This is a genomic window from Salinibacter sp. 10B, assembly GCF_002954405.1.
GTDB lineage: Bacteria > Bacteroidota > Rhodothermia > Rhodothermales > Salinibacteraceae > Salinibacter.
In genome coordinates this window covers 848,104-862,599 of the sequence record NZ_MQWC01000004.1, presented here as the reverse complement: position 1 = coordinate 862,599, position 14,496 = coordinate 848,104, and the positions used below count along the sequence as shown (strand labels likewise).

At 61.2% G+C, this 14,496-nt stretch carries 11 protein-coding genes; 7 read left to right on the top strand and 4 right to left on the bottom strand.

Annotated elements, in window-relative coordinates:
- Nucleotides 1-640: 640 nt before the first annotated feature.
- The 3 genes from carA to carB all read left to right on the top strand — a co-directional run bounded on the left by carA (nt 641) and on the right by carB (nt 5,298).
- Nucleotides 641-1,807, top strand: a complete 1,167-nt coding sequence (gene carA / locus BSZ35_RS03810; RefSeq protein WP_258096061.1) for a glutamine-hydrolyzing carbamoyl-phosphate synthase small subunit — start codon at nt 641-643, stop codon at nt 1,805-1,807.
- A gap of 114 nt (nt 1,808-1,921) precedes the next feature.
- A complete protein-coding gene (locus BSZ35_RS03805) occupies nt 1,922-2,329 on the top strand; it encodes an energy transducer TonB (RefSeq protein WP_181149166.1) in 408 nt (135 codons plus the stop codon).
- 140 nt (nt 2,330-2,469) lie between these two features.
- Entirely contained in the window at nt 2,470-5,298 is a 2,829-nt protein-coding gene (gene carB, locus BSZ35_RS03800; RefSeq protein WP_105011205.1) for a carbamoyl-phosphate synthase large subunit, read from the top strand.
- A 27-nt stretch (nt 5,299-5,325) separates the two neighbouring features.
- On the opposite strand, the gene BSZ35_RS03795 is transcribed toward carB, so the two are convergent.
- Nucleotides 5,326-5,757, bottom strand: coding sequence for a hypothetical protein (locus BSZ35_RS03795; RefSeq protein WP_146109992.1), 432 nt, complete (start codon nt 5,755-5,757; stop codon nt 5,326-5,328).
- A gap of 647 nt (nt 5,758-6,404) precedes the next feature.
- On the opposite strand from BSZ35_RS03795, the gene BSZ35_RS03790 reads away from it, so the two are divergent.
- The 4 genes from BSZ35_RS03790 to BSZ35_RS03775 all read left to right on the top strand — a co-directional run bounded on the left by BSZ35_RS03790 (nt 6,405) and on the right by BSZ35_RS03775 (nt 8,860).
- Entirely contained in the window at nt 6,405-7,136 is a 732-nt protein-coding gene (locus tag BSZ35_RS03790) for a phosphatidylserine decarboxylase family protein (RefSeq protein WP_105011203.1), read from the top strand.
- 143 nt (nt 7,137-7,279) lie between these two features.
- Nucleotides 7,280-8,155, top strand: coding sequence for a CDP-diacylglycerol--serine O-phosphatidyltransferase (gene pssA, locus BSZ35_RS03785; RefSeq protein WP_105011202.1), 876 nt, complete (start codon nt 7,280-7,282; stop codon nt 8,153-8,155).
- Between the two features lie 40 nt (nt 8,156-8,195).
- Nucleotides 8,196-8,474, top strand: a complete 279-nt coding sequence (purS, locus tag BSZ35_RS03780; protein ID WP_105011201.1) for a phosphoribosylformylglycinamidine synthase subunit PurS — start codon at nt 8,196-8,198, stop codon at nt 8,472-8,474.
- A gap of 56 nt (nt 8,475-8,530) precedes the next feature.
- A complete protein-coding gene (locus tag BSZ35_RS03775; RefSeq protein ID WP_181149165.1) occupies nt 8,531-8,860 on the top strand; it encodes an ATP-dependent Clp protease adaptor ClpS in 330 nt (109 codons plus the stop codon).
- A 94-nt stretch (nt 8,861-8,954) separates the two neighbouring features.
- Here the strand turns inward: BSZ35_RS03775 and BSZ35_RS03770 are convergent, their stop codons facing one another.
- The 3 genes from BSZ35_RS03770 to BSZ35_RS03760 all read right to left on the bottom strand — a co-directional run bounded on the left by BSZ35_RS03770 (nt 8,955) and on the right by BSZ35_RS03760 (nt 14,357).
- On the bottom strand, nt 8,955-12,089 hold the full coding sequence (locus BSZ35_RS03770; protein ID WP_105011200.1) for an efflux RND transporter permease subunit: 3,135 nt from the start codon (nt 12,087-12,089) through the stop codon (nt 8,955-8,957).
- A 61-nt stretch (nt 12,090-12,150) separates the two neighbouring features.
- Complete coding sequence (locus tag BSZ35_RS03765) at nt 12,151-13,590, bottom strand: efflux RND transporter periplasmic adaptor subunit (RefSeq protein ID WP_105011199.1); 1,440 nt, start codon at nt 13,588-13,590, stop codon at nt 12,151-12,153.
- Nucleotides 13,591-13,718: 128 nt separating this feature from the next.
- Complete coding sequence (locus tag BSZ35_RS03760) at nt 13,719-14,357, bottom strand: methyltransferase domain-containing protein (RefSeq protein ID WP_105011198.1); 639 nt, start codon at nt 14,355-14,357, stop codon at nt 13,719-13,721.
- Between the last annotated feature and the right edge of the window lie 139 nt (nt 14,358-14,496).

Here is a 14,496-nt window from a genome sequence, read left to right as displayed (position 1 = left end):
CCGAAGGGAAGAAGTGCTTTTGGAGTGCGCCCTGACCGAAGGGAGGAAGTAGTTTTAGAGTGCGCTACACAGGGGCGCCCCCTCACAAAAGGGGCAAACATGCTCAAGGCAACCGCAATTGCCAGCGCCCATTCAGTCGAATGAGGAGGCGGCGGCCGGAGTGTCCCCCTGAGCGCAAAGCGGTCAAAAATCGAAGCAATCCCTCAGGCTGGGAGGCACAGCCGGAAGTCATGGTTAATTGAGAATGAATCTACAAGAGGGTATCCCTTGAAAATCGTCGTCCGGAGTCTGTTTCCACCCAAGAATTGGAGGGATACGAACGGTTTGCCTGCGAAGACGAGTGGAATGCGAAAAGAAAAGCCAGAAAAAGGCGGGATCACGCGTTGGGCCGCTGTTGTGAAACCTTATCCCCGTTCATACATTGGTCAGCCGACGAAAATTGAGCAGGGTTCACCGACCGCAATTTTAGACTGCCCTGTGTTTTGGATGTATGTTTCCTGCTGGACGTACGAGCGTTACCCCTCGGTTGCTCTCAGGCCGAGACGGGTATTTTCCTTCCCCTCCCGGTTGGATGGGGAGGTTTTTTTGTAGGTCCCTTCGGTTGCTCCGTCGCCTCTTGCGTTGAACCCACCCTCGACCTATGACCGACGACACGAACGCCATGCCTGCCCAAGCGTCTGATCCCGCGAAGCTCGTGCTTGAAGACGGCACGGTGGCCCGAGGGACCGCCATCGGGGCCCGAGGACTCACGGGAGGGGAGCTCTGCTTCAACACGAGTATGACGGGGTACCAGGAGATTATGACGGATCCGTCCTACTACGGACAGCTCATGATGATGACGTATCCCCACATCGGAAACTACGGGGCCTCCGACATCGACATGGAGGCGGAGGAGCCGATGGTTGCGGGTTTCATCGTCCGGTCCTTCACGGAACGCCACTCCAACCGACAGGCCGACGAGACGCTAGACGAGTTTATGCGCCGCTACGACCTCGTAGGCATCGCCGGGGTCGATACGCGAGCGCTCGTTCGTCACATTCGGGACAAGGGCGTCATGAATGCCGTCATCTCCTCCGATGAGCTCGACGACGATGTGCTCCTTGAGCGGGCACAAGACTGGCCCAAGATGGATGGGTTAGAGTTGGCGTCGAAGGTGACAACCGATTCGGACTACGTGTACTGTGAGGGCAGTGGGCCTCGCATTGCGGTGTACGACTTCGGGGTCAAGCAAAACATTCTCCGCTCCTTTCGGGCCCGCGGCGCAACCGTTCGCGTCGTTCCCGGCGACACGCCCCTCGACGAGGTGCTGGCATGGGATCCCGACGGCCTCTTCTTCTCGAATGGACCGGGGGATCCCCGCGCCATGAGTGAGGCCGTTGATCGGGTCGGACGGGCGCTCGATACGGGACTGCCCGTCTTCGGCATTTGTCTGGGGCATCAGTTGATGTCCCTTGCACAGGGTTTTGACGTCTACAAAATGTTTGTTGGACACCGGGGGGCGAACCATCCGGTCAAAAACCTGGACACTGAGAAAGTAGAGGTCACCACGCAGAATCACGGATTCGCCGTCGAGGAGACCTCGATCGACGAGGCAAAGGCGCGGGTGACGCACGTAAACTTGAACGACGATACCGTAGAAGGACTCCGGTTTAAGACCTTTCCGGGCCTTTCGTTGCAGTACCACCCTGAGGCATCGCCCGGGCCGCACGACAGCCACTACCACTTCGACACCTTTATGGAAATGGTTGCGAAGGAGCGAAATGTGGCAGTGCCGGAGCAGACGGACGAATCGCTCCATGCGGTGTAGCACCCCCACGCCCCTTACCGAACGAAGATCCGGCTTGCTTTCTGTCTTTCATCAGTTCAGCCAACGATCATGTCGATCCTCACGAGACGCACTCGACTCTTCCTCCTGCTTATTGTGGTCCTGTTTCCTTTTCTGGCGGCCGGGTGTGGGTCGTCCGGGCCGGTGGTTGGGGCCGATGTTGAGCGGCGGGTGTACGTGTTGGAGGGACAAAAGGTGGACCGCCCTCCCCAAATTGAGGGCGGATACGCCGAAGTGGATCGAGTGAAGAAATATCCGCCGGCGGCGGAGGAGGACGATGCGTACGGGGTGATCTGGCTGCAATGCACAATCTCGGCCAGCGGTGTGGCCACGCGCGTACAGGTGGCCCAGGGAGGGCATCCTGCTCTCGAAACGGAGGCCCTGAACGTGATTCAACAGCTTGATTTCCGGCCGGCGACACAGGGCGGCGCCCCGGTACAGTCCCAAATTCAGCTTCCCGTCATCTTTCAGGGGCCGTACGCCCGACCGAAAAAGAGCAGCTAGCCGCACGCACGTCTCGGTGCCGAGACGTCCAGAGGGAAGCTCGCAACGCCGCGGATCGAACGGAACTGCGTAGGACACCCCCTCTGTGTCCATTGCCGTTCTCCCGAGTCTTTTAGAGATACTTGTCTCACGTACCACCCATGCCGAAGCGTACCGATATCGAGTCGATTCTCCTCATCGGATCCGGGCCGATCGTCATTGGCCAGGCCTGCGAATTTGATTATTCGGGCAGCCAGGCGGCCCGAGCCCTCATGGAGGAGGACTACCGAGTAATCCTGGTAAACTCGAACCCGGCTACCATCATGACGGACCCGATGATGGCCGACGAGGTGTACCTCCGGGAGCTGACGCCGTCCTCGATTGCCCAGATTGCGCGCGACGAGCAGCCGGATGCCGTATTGCCGACCATGGGGGGGCAGACCGGCCTCAACGTGGCGCAGGACCTGAAGGAAGCAGGGTTCTGGGAGGAGGAGGGCATTGAGGTCATCGGGGTGGACATCGATACGGTCCAGATTACGGAGGACCGGCAGCAGTTCCGCGACCTGATGGACGATATCGGGCTCGACCAGTCGCGAAGCAACACCGCCAAGAGCCTGTTGGAGGCGAAGGAAATTACGCAGGAGCTCGGGGGGCTGCCCGTCGTGATCCGGCCCTCGTACACGCTCGGCGGGTCGGGGGGCGGTATTGTGTGGGACGCCGATCAGTTCGAGTCGATGGTCACGCGCGGGCTGGAGCTCTCGCCGGCCCATCAGGTGCTTATCGACGAGTGCCTGTACGGCTGGAAGGAGTACGAGCTGGAGCTGCTGCGGGACCCCAACGACAACGTGATCATCATTGCCTCCATCGAGAACATTACCCCGATGGGGGTGCACACCGGGGACTCGGTGACCGTCGCGCCCCAACAGACGCTGACCGACAAGCAGTTCCAGAAGATGCGGGACGCGGCCATCAAGGCCATGAACTCGATCGGGACGTTCGCGGGCGGCTGTAATATTCAGTTTGCCTTCGAGCCGGGGACCGACCGGATGATCGTGATCGAAATCAATCCGCGCGTGTCCCGGTCCTCCGCGCTCGCGTCGAAGGCCACCGGCTATCCGATCGCCAAGGTGGCCTCGAAGCTGGCGGTGGGCTACATGCTCGACGAGCTGCCGAACGAGATTACCGGCGACACGAGCGCCTGCTTCGAGCCGTCGCTCGACTACGTCGTCACGAAGATCCCGCGCTTCAACTTCGACAAGTTCGAGGGCGTGGACGAGGAGCTCACCACGCAGATGAAAGCCGTCGGCGAGGTCATGTCCATCGGCCGCACCTTCCAGGAGAGCCTCCAAAAGGCCTGGCAGAGCCTGGAGATTGGATACGCCGGGCTGGGGGCCGACCGCGAGGATGCCGACCGCGAAACGGTGCGCGAGCGGCTCAAGAAGCCGCACTGGGACCAGCTCCTGCACGTCCGCCATGCCTTCCGGAAGGGGGCGAGTGTGGAGGAGGTGTTCGACATCACCCAGATCGACCCCTGGTATCTCCACAAGATTCAGGACATGGTCGAGCTGGAAGAGGACATCCGCTCCACCGCCCTCCGCGACATCGACGCGCGGATGATGTTCGAGGTCAAGCGCAATGGGTTCTCCGACGAGCAGATTGCGTTCCTGGTGCCGGAAGAGGTGAGCGACGAGGACGTGCGTGAATACCGGAAGGAGTTGGACGTAACGCCGGTCTATCAGGTGGTGGACACCTGCGCCGGGGAGTTTCCAGCCGAGACGCCGTACTACTATTCCAGCTACGAGACGGTCAACGAAAGCCTCGTCACCGACCGCGACAAGGTGCTCATCCTCGGCTCCGGTCCGAACCGCATTGGGCAGGGCATCGAGTTCGACTACTCCTGCGTCCACGGCGTGAAGGCGGCCCGCGAGATGGGCTACGAGGCCCTCATGCTCAATTGCAACCCGGAGACGGTGTCCACTGACTTCGACGTGGCCGATAAGCTCTACTTCGAGCCGGTCTACTGGGAGCGGGTGATGGACGTAATCGACCTGGAGCAGCCGGAGGGCGTGATTCTGCAGCTCGGCGGCCAGACCGCCATTAAGCTCGGGGAGCGGTTCGAGGAGCACGGCATCAACATCTTCGGGACCCCCTTCGAGGTCATGGACTTCGTGGAGGACCGGGGCAAGTTTACCGACGTGTTGAGCCGGCTCGACATTCCGTCGCCCCCGTACGGAGTGGCACACTCGGTCGACGAGGCCGTGGCGACGGCCGATCGGCTCGGCTATCCGACGCTCATCCGCCCGAGCTATGTGCTCGGTGGGGAGGGCATGCGGATTGCCATCAACGAGAACGAGGTGGCCGAGTACGTGGGCAACATACTCTCGAGGTATCCCGAAAACGAAATCCTGCTCGATCGCTTTCTGGAAGACTCGGTCGAGATTGACGTCGACGCGGTCTGCGACGGCGACGAGGTGTGGATTACGGGCATCATGCAGCACATCGAGCCGGCGGGCGTCCACTCCGGCGACTCAACGGCCGTGCTACCGCCGTACAGCCTTTCGGAGGAGGTGCAGGATACGATTCGGCAGTACGTTCGGGACCTGGCCTTCGAGCTGGATGTGGTGGGCCTCCTCAACGTGCAGATGGTCGTGAAGGACGAAACGGTGTACGTCATCGAGGCCAATCCGCGCGCCTCGCGCACGATGCCGTTCGTCTCGAAGGCCTGCGGCACGCGCATCCCGGCCATCGCCACGAAGGTGATGCTGGGCGAGAAGCTTAAAACCTTCCGCGAGGCCGGCGATCTGGAGTGCGATCTGGAAGGATACGCCATCAAGGAGCCGGTCTTCTCGTGGGACAAATTCCCCGAGGTGCCGAAGGAACTCGGGCCCGAGATGAAGTCGACCGGCGAGGCCATCGCTTTCGTCGATGCCCTGACGGACGAGCACTTCCAGCAGCCCTACGAGATGAAGGACTTATACCTGTCGAGGTAGACCCGTTTCCAGCCCCAAGTCATGCAGTTACTGGGGGGACGTCCATGCGGTGAGGGAAGTATCTGTTATTGTGTAAACCCGATCCGAGGTGAAACGGGCATCGGTCGTACCGCTGGGGAGAGGGATTGAATGCTTGTACTGGCCCGCTCGGTTGTACACATCGAAGGCTCGCTCCGCCTTTTTCTCACCTGGCACGACGGAGAATATGTAGACCGATGGCCCGACGACCTGCAACCCCAGGGATAGAATCGAGGCGGAGGGATAGACGCGACGGCCGCCCCGTTCGTCTACGATGACCTCGGGAATGAGAGCGAAGTCAACTGTTTTTACGTCCAACGTCTTGTTGTCTCCACTGCCGAACTTCATTAGCCGTCCGGCCCGGGTCGGCGTGTAGTAGAGGGAGCGATCCGGGGTGACGTCAATCCATCCAAGACCATCCCCGTTCAGTTTGATCTCCAACAACGGGGGTGATCTCCCGAAGTCGTGGGCTCGGATCCTCGTGCTCGCGTGCTGGCGGTGGCATAGGGAACGTGCTCCTCGGCATCGAAGACCCTCGCCGACCGATCGGCCTGGTCACACACGTAGGCGGCGCTGGATTCGGTGTGTCCCCGGCGTGCACTCAGCAGAACCGATGGCTTCGTCTCGTCGGTTCCTGCCGTTCAGGGCGTTTTCGAGGGCGTCTCGGTCCATCTCCGATCTTCCGACTTTGACTCGGGAAATCCCGATCTTGAGACGATATCCCGAAGGCCGGCGAGGAGCCGAAGGAGAAAGCGACCAGACCGAAGGCACCGGACCCAAAACAGCGCAATGCCGAGAGAAGAGCAGATATAGGCTCTCATCGGTCCGCTCTTGTCTGTTGGTGAGGGGGGAGAGCGGAGCCTCCGCAGGGGAATGAGCACTGAACGAGGCGAGTGTGCAAATCTCTTTGTCGAAGAAGGAGAATCTGTGGATGATGTTCACCCGTCCCGTTGAACTTCTTCACAGAACAGAGGTTAAGAAGTGCGGTCGAAGAAGGGGGGAGGCAGGTCCACCACGCGTTTCCCAGAATCTCGATTCCAGCGACGAGACGTCGCGCTTTAGGTTCTTCTCAACAGTCCCCTACCGACGTGATTGCACGAGAAGGATACACCATTGTCGCGATTGTGGCCGGGTTGGCCCTGCTCCTAGCCTTCGGAGCATGGCAACTCGACGCCTGGTTGTGGCGCGGGCCGCTCCTTCTGCTGGCGGGGGGAGGACTTGCCTTCACGCTGTTCTTTTTTCGGGATCCGGAGCGCACAACCCCACCCGACGCCCGGGAGCATGGACTTATCGCTCCCGCCGACGGCCGCGTTGTTGAGATTGTAGATGAGGACGACGCCCTCTATATCGATGGCCCCGTGCAGCGAGTGTCCATTTTTCTCTCGCCGCTGGACGTGCACGTGAACCGCATTCCCGCTCAAGGGGTCATCGAGTACGAGACGTACCGCCCGGGCGAGTATCTCGTCGCCTGGCACCCGAAAGCGAGTGAAAAGAACGAGCGGTCGGAGCTGGGCCTTCGCCACCCTAGTGGCACGAAGGTGCTCTTCAAACAAATCGCCGGGGCCGTGGCGCGTCGCATCGAGTATCACGTCACAGAAGGCGATACCGTGTCCGCGGGCCAGCGATTTGGGATTGTCAAGTTTGGGTCACGCATGGACGTCGTGGTACCGCCCCACGTAGATCTGACACTCGAAAAGGGGCAGCACGTACGAGCGGGCGAAACCGTCATTGGATGGCTCCCGGAGGCGGATGCCGCAGAGACGGCCCGCGCCGAGGCCGTGGTGTCGTCCGAGGCGTCGGACTCGTCCGCCACGCCGTAGCCGTAGCGTTGCTCGATCCCCGACCCTGAGCCAATGCCCGCGTGGTCCATGGACGCGAATTCCATCGAGGGATCCCTCCTCGACCGGTGCGAGTACCGCGACATTGTCGTTCATCACCGTTTCTGGACTTACCGTTTCCACTGATGTTCGACTTGCTTCGGTCTGCCCTTGCTAGCAATTCTGCTCCGCCGGACGAGTCTCCGTCGCGGCCCACCCGGATTCGACGGCGTCTTAGCGCCTACCGGAAGGCCCGCCGTCGCAAGCGGAGCGACCGGCCGCCCCCCCGCGTGGCCGTGCCGTCGTTCTTTACCCTTACGAACCTGCTGTGCGGCTTCCTCGCCCTGACGCAAGTGCGAGAGGGGGCCTTCGTCATGAGTTGCTGGCTGATCGTTCTTGCCGGTTTCTTTGACTTGATGGACGGCATGATGGCACGCCTCACGGATGCCGACAGCCCCTTCGGCGTACAACTCGATTCGCTGAGCGATGTCGTGTCCTTCGGCGTCGCCCCGTCCTTTCTCGTCTACGCCTATGCGCTGGACGCGTCCGGCCCACTTGGCATGATTGTTTCGGCCCTACCGGTGCTCTGCGGCAGCGTGCGACTGGCCCGGTACAACGTGAACAAGGACAAGGACGATGACACGGAGGGCTTTGAGGGACTCCCCATTCCGGGGCAAGCCATCGCCATTGTGGCTCTCATCCTGGCGGCCGAAAATTCGGAATGGGGCGCCTACCTTGCCCTCGACAGTCTTCAGGTTCTGCTGCCGATTGTGGTGGTTCTGTCTGGGCTCATGGTATCGGGCATCCGGTTCGATTCCATTCCGACTCCCACCATTCAATACGTTCGGGCACACCCGAAGAAAACGACCGCCTACGCACTGGCCGGATTCCTCATTGTGGGCCTGCAGGAGATTGGCCTCGTGATCGTGTTGGCGGTCTACTTGACCTACGGGATGGGGCGGGCCGTTTACCAGCTCATCGAGGCCCTGACGACCCCGGCCCCTGAGAATCATTCTGACTAACTGCATCGCTTTCTCTCGCCGATCCGACGCCCTTGATCTTATGTATAAGGCCACGATTTCCATTACCCTTCGCCCCTCCATTCTGGACCCGGAGGGGAAGACCGTTCACCATGCCCTTACCAATCTCGGCTACGACCAGATCGATCAGGTACGGATGGGCAAGCGAGCGGAAGTCTGGATCGATGAAGAGGACGAGGAGGCGGCCCGTCAGGTGGCCACGGAGGCCTGTGAGAAGCTCCTTGCGAATCCGGTGACGGAGAATTTCGACATTCAACTCGAACCGGTCTCGGAGGAGGAACGGGACGAGGCAACCGCCTGAGTGTGTCCTTCGTGCTCACACCCTCGCGTTCCTACGCGTAGATTTGCAAGCAACCCATGATGCCTGTTCAATACACGTTCGGTGCGCCCGCAGAACCCGACGTTGAAACGCCGCCTGAGGTGGAGGAGCTTGAAGAGGAGGACGACGGCACGGGCTCCGACGATCCCTGGTTCGTGGTCCTCTTCAACGACGAAGTGCACACCTTTGAGGAGGTCATTGGCCAGCTCGTGAAGGCCACCGGCTGCAGTCGCGACAAAGCAGAGGATCTGGCGTGGACCGTCCACAATGAAGGCAAGGCGACCGTCTATGAGGGGACCTTCGAAGAGTGCTTCGAGGTCCAGAGTGTCCTCAAGGAGATTCAGCTTGTGACCGAGATTCAGGGGTGATTAGGTATGCACGTATGTATGTGTGAAGGGGGGAGGCAACGATGTGTTAGGGCGTACACACGTACAGACGTGCACCCTCACATACCGATTGCGGTTACGCCTTTCGCGGTTGCACCTCGCCGGGATTGGGCAGCCAGTGCCAGTTGGGGAGCACCTCGCGCACCTTGCGGGCGAAGAGGTCGGCACTCACGTAGGCGACGGGGATGAGAATCAACGTAATGAGTGTAGAGGCGGTTAGGCCTCCGATCACCACGCGGGCCAGAGCCGCTTGAATCTCCGCCCCTGCACCGATGCCGAGGGCCAGCGGCACGAGGCCCAACACCGTCGTGAGGGTCGTCATGAGGATGGGGCGCAGTCGGAGACGGCCCGCCTCCGCAACCGCATCGAGCAGTGGGAGGTCACGCTCGCGGCGCATGAGGTTGATGTAGTCGACGAGCACGATGGCATTGTTCACCACAATGCCGATGAGCATCACGAAGCCCATCACGCTCTGAATGTTGATGGTAGTGCCGGTGAACACCAGGGTCGGGAGTACGCCTACGAGCACGAGCGGGACGCTGAACATAACAATCAGCGGATCGAGGAACCGCTCAAACTGGCCCGCCATCACCATGTAGATGAGCACGAGGGCCATAATGATCGCAATCATGAAGTCAGTCTGAGCCTTTTGCTGCTCGCGGTACTGCCCGCCAAACGTGACGGAAAAGCCCTCCGGGAGGGTAAGCGTCGAAAGTTCTTGACGAGCACGCTGCACGACCTCGCCCAGCACCGCGTCACTCGTGAGGGTCGCGGAGATGTAGGTGACGCGCTGCCCATTGATGCGCTGAATTTCGGTCGGGCCGCGGCCCCGGCTCGTCGTTATGAGCGTGGAGAGGGACACAGACTGCCCGTCGGGCGTGCGGATGGAGACATTGTCGAGGTCTTGAACGGAGAGGCGATCCTCGGGCCGCAGGCGCACCACAATCGGAAATTGTTCACCCCCCGTTCGATACGAGGCGGCGCGGCTGCCCCCAAGATTGGTTTGTACCGCCCGGGCCACCTCCTGGGTCGATAGGCCCAGCGACGCAATTTTGTCACGCTGAAAGCGAATGTTTTGCTCGGGCCGTCCCTCGCGACGTCCGCTGCGAGCGCCTGCTACGCCCTCCACCGTTTCGAGCCGCTGCTTGATCTGCTGTGCAATCTTTTGGGCCTGCTCCAGGTCGTAGCCGCGGAGTTCGACCTGGAGGGCCTCGTTGCCGCCCCCGGCGCTAAAGACGCGACGGAGAATCCAGAGCCCCGATTGGGCATCGACCCGTACGTCGACACCGGGCACCTTCCCCACCACCTCTGAGCGGATACTGTCGGCCAACTCAAACGTGTTGATTTCCCGTTCCCCGGCCGAGGCCAACTGAATTTCCACCTCCGCGCCCCAGGGCTGCACCTGTTTGGCAAAATTCTCCACGTCCTGGTCCGGCAACAGCGGCTTCACCCGCTGCTCCAGCTCGTCGAGGTACTCCATTACGACGGCGATGTTGGTGCCCTGTGCCATCTCCAAGTCCACGTCAATCTGGTTGGCGTCGGTCTGTGGGGCCAGCTCAATCGATATGAAGGGCCAGAGGGCAAGAGATCCGCCGAGGAGAATGACTGTCGTGGCGAATACCGTCAGGCGATGGTTGAGGGCCGTGCGGATGGCGTTGGAGTACCGGTTTTCGAGAGTAGCGAAGGCGCGCTGGAACCAGGATTTTGACGCATCCTCCGTCGCATCACCTTCGCCCGCGTCTACCGTGAGAAAGCGGCTCGCCATCATGGGGACCAGGGTGAGGGCCACCAGGAGGGAGCAGACGAGAGCGAACACCACCACCAGCGCCAACGACTGGAAGAGGGCCGCCGTGGTCGTACGGGCAAATACGAGGGGGAGGAAGATGACCGACGTCGTGAGGGTGGACGCAATAATGGCCCCGGCCACCTCGCGTGTCCCGATGGAAGCCGCTTCCTTCAAGGACCGGTTGTTCTCTTCCCGTTGTCGTATGATGTTCTCTAAGACCACGATCGCGTTGTCGACAATCAGACCGACCCCCAGGGCAAGGCCCCCAAACGTCATCTGGTTCAGCGTGAGGTCATTGAAGAAGAGGAGGCCGAATGTTGCTATGATCGAGATTGGGATCGACAGCGCGATGATAAACGTGGTCGATCCGTTTCGCAGAAAGAGGTACAGTACCAGAATGGCCAGCAGCGAGCCCCAAATGGCCGAGTTCTGGACATTATTGATCGACTTGCTGATAAACTCGCTTTGGTCGCTCACGACGGTAAGCCGCACGTCGCTGCGCGACTGATTCACCCGTTCGACTTCCTCACGGATGCGCTCGGCCACGCTTACGGTGTTTGCCCCGCTCTGCTTCTGAATTTCGAGCCGGAGCACGGGAATCCCATTCAACTCTGCAATGCGATTCAGGTCTTCGTATCCGTCTACCACCTCAGCGACGTCCTCCACCCGCACGGGCGTGCCGTCGGCCATGGTCACCACGGTCTTGCGGATCTGATCGAGCGACTGATACTCCCCCTGCGTCCGCACGTACAGGTCCTTCAGGCCTTCCTTCACATTTCCGCCCGGCAACGCGACATTCGACTGCCCGATGGCTTGTTGCACCTGGGCGGCCGACAGGTCGTACGCCTTCAGCCGATCCCGATTTACGTTCACCCGGATCTGTCGGTAGATGCCGCCCCGCACATTGATCGTACCGACGCCCGGAAGCTGCTCAAACTGCTTGCTGAGATTGCGCTCCATCAGACGCGTCAGGGACGACAAGTCCCGGCGCGACTCGACGGCAATCGAGACGATCTCCTGGCTGTTTGGGTCGAATTTCCATATGCCGGGGGGCTCGGCCTCCACCGGGAGATCGTCGCGAATACGGTCCAGGGCGGCCCGCACGTCGTTGGCGGCGGCATTGAGGTCGGTGCCCTGTGCAAACTCCAGGTTGACCCGGCTGCCCCCCTCTTCCGACTGGGAGGTCATCCGTTCCACGTTCGGCACGCTGGAAACGGCGTTCGCCACCGGATTCGTAATGATCTGTTCCATTTCCTCCGGCCCCACGTTCGGGTAATTCGTGTATACCGTTACGCGCGGATACTCGATCTCCGGGAGGAGGTCGACCGGAAGGTAGTAGAAGCTCACGGCCCCGACCACGATAACAGCGAGGAAGGTCATCGCCGTGGCGACGGGGCGCCGGATGGAGGTGTCGTAGAGGGCCATAGGACTTGGGGATCAGGCAGGGGCAGTGCAAAAAGGAGGAAGGACCGTCGGGGAGAACCGGTCAGCGGGATCCGTCCGAGGCGGTGGAGAGCGTGCTGCTATCGAGCGAGTCAGCCCGCCCCGACGCGGCGGCCGCGGACTGTGCTGAGTCCGTGGCTGCGGAATCAGTGGAGCCGAACCGCTGCTTGGCAATGCGCTGCTGGCGCTCCAGAATTCGATAGAGCAGGTCGGTGTCCTGCATGCGCTGCAAGGCCATGAGGCGGGACCAGGACATGGGGCGCACGCGGGCATCCACACGTTCTTCGCCCGCAGCACTCAGGAGATTCTGGCCGACGGTCACAATCCAGTCGCCGGGCTGAATGCCCCGGACTCCGGCCGTTTGCTGGCCCTCGGCGATCACCTCGATCTGACGAAACGTCGTGGGGGTCGGCTGGGTGAGGGGGGGCGGGTCCTCAGCGCTGTACGAGTCTGGCATCTCCACAGAGATTTCCGTACCGAGAGTCGGGGCGACGAACACCCCACGTGCCCCGGTGGTTGGGTCTTCGTAGATGGCGCTCAGCGGAATAATCGTCGCTTGCCGGCTCTCGCCGTACGCCACGTCGACCTCCACGAACATCCCGGGGGTGAGCACGCGATCGGTGTTCGGCACGACGATTTCGGCCTCGGCGCTGTACGACTCGTTGCTAAGAAACGGGGACATGCGCGTAACAGAGGCCCCAAGCGTCGTGTCCTTCGAGGGCACGAAAATGCGGGCAGACTGTCCCTCCTGCACTTTCCCGAACATCTTATCCGTTACCTGCACGCGCACCTTCACAGTGTCGAGGTCCCCCATCGTATAAAGGCGAGTGCTGTTATCGACCCGCTGTCCGACCTCCACGTTGCGGGCGCCGACGTAGCCACTGATCGGAGCGCGCACGACGGTGCGGCGGAGGTCGACTTGTCGTTCGTCGAGCGTAGCTTGGGCCTGTGCAACCTGGGCTTTGGCCCGCTCCAGGGCGGCCTCGGCCCCCTCGACGTCCGATTGCAGCGTCTCCAGTTCCTGCTTGCTCTGGAAGTCCTGCTCTGCCAGCCGTTTCGTTCGTTTGAGGCGTGCTCGGAGGCCCTCCAGGTTGGCGCGAGCACTCTTGACATCGGCTTTTGCGATGCGGAGGGACGCCTCGGCCTGCCGCACCCGTTCGCGGAATACGTCGTCCTTGAGGCGCACCAGGGGGGCGCCTTCCTGCACGTACTCGCCGGTCTGAGCCTCGACCGACACCACCGGCGCGTTGACTTCCGGATAGATGGCGACCTGATTGCGGGCGCGGACGGTTCCGCTCATCCGTTCCTCCAGGGGCAACGAGCCGTACTGGGCCTTCACGGCCTCCACCGACGGCGTGTTGTTAGACCCCGGTCCCCCCCCGCGGCCTGGAGGCCCGGACGACCCGTCGTTGGAGGAGCCGCAGCCCGCAAAAAGGAGAACGGCAGCCAGCAGGACACCGATGGAGCGAAAAACGAAGGCCATGGCGGAAGAACAAGTCGGGAAGAGATACGCGGGAAAATGGGGAGCTGAAAAGTGCCTCTTTGAGATCATACGCGGGAGTCTCGCGGCGGATGGTGACGATGTTGATTGAAAACGGGAGGCAGGCACAGTCATTTGTCGTCCGGTTTCCGCAGGTGCGGAGGGATCGTCTCCGGAATGGTCCATAGGTAGAGGTAGGTGGTTTCAAGCTCGACGACCTTATCCGCTTCCCAGTCGTCCATGTCAAAGCCATGAGACACAACTCGCGTCCCGGGCTCCAACTCCTCCAGTAGCTTGGGGCGCAGCCGGGTGTTCACGTCGGGCAAAAGGTAAAGGGTGACGACCGTCGCGTTGCTAATGTCGGCCTCGAAGAGATCACCCTGACGAAATTCAACCTTCTCGTCCACGTTGGCGAACTTCGCCCGCTCACGGGCTCGTTGGACGAGATCGGGCTTGATCTCGATGCCCACGCCCCGCGCGCCATACTTCTGAGCGGCCGTGATGGGCAGACGCCCGTCCCCGCTGCCCAGGTCGTAGACCACGTCGTCCTCAGAGACATTCGCCAGTGAGAGCATTCGGTTTACGATTCGCTGCGGTGTGCGGACAAAGGGCACGTCGCCGTCCACGGACGTGTCCGATGGGGGGGACGGAGGGACGAGGGACGTTTCACTCGTATCAATGTCTTGGGCCCATCCCTTCGGGGACGCAAGTCCTCCGAGGAGAAGGAACGTCGTAGCGGCGACGAGCAGCGAACGGAGACGAATGCGCATAGCAGGGCAAGAGAGGAGACAGAGAGTGGCGTCGGGTTGTTGATGCTACTTTGATTTTAGAAGCTGTTTTAATTTCATACGCTGTGAGTTCGGCAGGACGCTACGACTGCGGACCCGTTCCTCTCCGCCGGGGATGCAG